General features: G+C 62.6%; 1 protein-coding gene and 2 pseudogenes. All 3 read right to left on the bottom strand.

The annotated features are described in order from the left end of the window. Window positions 1–179: pseudogene (locus tag EN879_RS32225) on the bottom strand (formylmethanofuran--tetrahydromethanopterin N-formyltransferase); the annotation flags it as partial. Continuing rightward, window positions 167–1798 (bottom strand): formylmethanofuran dehydrogenase subunit A, encoded by a 1632-nt coding sequence (locus EN879_RS32220; protein WP_063167858.1) that lies wholly within the window; start codon window positions 1796–1798, stop codon window positions 167–169. The gene EN879_RS32220 and the pseudogene EN879_RS32225, both read right to left, overlap by 13 nt. Further along, a pseudogene (locus EN879_RS32215) lies at window positions 1792–2398 on the bottom strand (tungsten formylmethanofuran dehydrogenase); the annotation flags it as partial. The pseudogene EN879_RS32215 and the gene EN879_RS32220, both read right to left, overlap by 7 nt.

Genomic DNA, 2398 nt, shown 5'->3' with positions numbered 1-2398 from the left:
TCGATTGCCGCTTCGCAGCCGCAACCGATCACCGAGGTGGCGAAGCCGGTCATTGTGATCGCCGCCTGGCGAGCCCATTTCCGGCTCGGCGCGGTGATGACGATGGCGGTTGCGCGCATGCCGAAGGCTTCCGCGAAGGTATCGTCGATCGTTACGCCATTGATGCTCATGTTCGGCATGGCACCTCGCCGAATGGCTGTTCGCGCGCAATCGCGGAATCCGGGAAATTAAACCAGTCCAGCGACAGGCCGTAGCGCTGCTGGTGATAGTCCTCGAGCCGTCGCACCATTGCCTTGTCGACAGGCGGCTTGAGCCTCAATGCCTTGCCCCAGCGGTAATGGATGATTTCCCCGTCTTGCACGACGAGATCGCCATCCTTGAAAACATACGCCGCCTCTCCGAGCATTTTGGCGATACTGCGGTCCCTGCGATAGACAGCGACGTCGGCTGTTGCGCCGGCGCCGAGATGGCCTCGATCCGTCAAGCCGAGCAGCTTGGCTGGCGCCGCGCGCGTCATGATGGCGATTTCCTCGAACGTGTATTCGCGGTCGATTGCGGCCAGGGTAGAGAGCACCAGGGCGGATCGTGAAAGTCCGGCGGCCATTTCGGCGCGCGCTTCCCGGCTCATCAGCAGTTCGAACAGCGCCGGATAGGCGGTAAAAGGTGCACCGTTGGGATGATCGGTGGTGAAGAACACACGCCAGGGATCGTCGATCAGGAGAAAAAGCTCGAGCCCGATCGCCCACTGCATCGTGCCGTAGAAGTCCTTGCCATAGCTGTAGGGCACGATGCCGCCGCCATTGCCGTCACCGTCATGAATGACGGTCTTTTTCGGGTGTGCGCTGCCACGCGCCGAAAACTGCCGCATGACGTCGGAGGAGACCGTGACCGTCTGGCCGAACATCACCTGGCCGATATCGATGGTGACTTCCGGCGTCGCGTTGACCAGTTCGGCAAGCCGTGCGGCGGCAGAGGAAAACCCGCGTTTTCCTTCCGTGCCATAGCCATAGAACTGGAGGTGGGCGAGATGCAGCGGCAGTCCATCCGCCGCTGCAATCGTCGCAGCCGCCGTATCCGCCGATCCGGGGCTGCCCAGATTGTTGCAATGGACATGCAAGGGATGCGGCAAGCCAAGACTGTCGACGGCGGCCTGCAGCGTCTTGACGATCTTGCGCGAACTGACGCCATAGGAAGGCACGACATCATCCAGCGAGAAGGTGCGGACGTTCTCCTTGAAGGCGGCCGCCGCACCGGCGTTGATCACCTTGACCCCAAGCGCTCGCGTCGAAGCGACCGTCCAGGCGACATAGTCCTCGATCATCGTCCGGGGGGCGTCGTCGCGGATCATCGACAACAGGAAATCGTCGTTGCCGAGAATGGCAAGGGTCGCTTTGTCGATAATCGGGATGTCAGCCAGTTCGAGATGCGTGTGCAGCGCCGCTCCCGGCGACATCGCCGGCTCGACGACCGTCGTAAAGCCCATCTTTGCGTAGAGGCAGCCGGTCTGGAACGTCGACCAGCCGGCATTGGCGAGCGGCGTCATTGCTGGCCGCAGCTGATGGGCGGCATGCTGTTCGGGCAAGAGCAGCCGCGCGGTGTTCACATTGCCGCCACCGATGTGGGAGTGGATATCGATGGCGCCAGCCATCACGATGCAGCCGCTGGCTTCGACGGTCCGGTCGGCCGCCCCTCCCGCCGGCGCCGGAACGATCTTGTCGTCCTTGATCCAGAGGTCGCCTTTGCCGAGACGGCCGTTGACGGGATCGATGATGTCGCCGTCGGCGATTTTCGTCAGCATGGCAGTGGCTCGAGGAAAGCGTGGGTAGCGATCAGGCGGATGATCGTCGCGGCGGAGGGCAATTGCGAGGCCGCTTGCGCATCGATCGACCTGAGCGAGCCCGTGCGGCTGGAGTAGACAACCGCATCGTGATCGACCCCAGCCTCGCCGATGGCCATGGTGACTGCGGCGCCGGCAACCGGCTTTTCCGTTTTCGTCAGCACAATCAGCGCCATGCGTGCCCTTTTTTTCTGTAGTTGGGCCGTTGCGGCGGAGATCCGCAGGTGCAGGTCAGCTTCGCCGGCAGCGATCATGCGCTCCACATCGCAGCGCCAGGGATCGAATTCAGGGAGGCCGCGCGCAAAGCCGGTGCGCAGCGGAAAACCTGTCATCCAGGCCGAGGCGAGCGCGCTTCCCCACCCGTTTTCGCTCGCCGGCAGATAAAGGCCGGATGCGCGCGATTTGCGATTGAGATCGGCGATCAGTCCTTGCAGCATCTCCAATGCCAAGCCTTCGGCGGCGTGGCCTGAAAACAGGAACACGGGAAAATGCGCGGCCGCCAGAGCTTTGGCAAAATCATTGAAATTCGACACCGGTTGCGATGTACGCCGCCCTTTGTAC

This window comes from Mesorhizobium sp. M7A.F.Ca.AU.002.02.1.1, from assembly GCF_003998535.1.
In the GTDB taxonomy this organism is placed as follows: domain Bacteria; phylum Pseudomonadota; class Alphaproteobacteria; order Rhizobiales; family Rhizobiaceae; genus Mesorhizobium; species Mesorhizobium ciceri.
Note: the sequence above shows the minus strand (reverse complement) of the source record. Positions and strands in the feature narration are given on the sequence as shown.

Bases quoted from the DNA above. Each gene is read 5' to 3' on its own strand.
- EN879_RS32220 (WP_063167858.1), bottom strand. From the start codon at position 1,798: ATGCTGACGAAAATCGCCGACGGCGACATCATCGATCCCGTCAACGGC.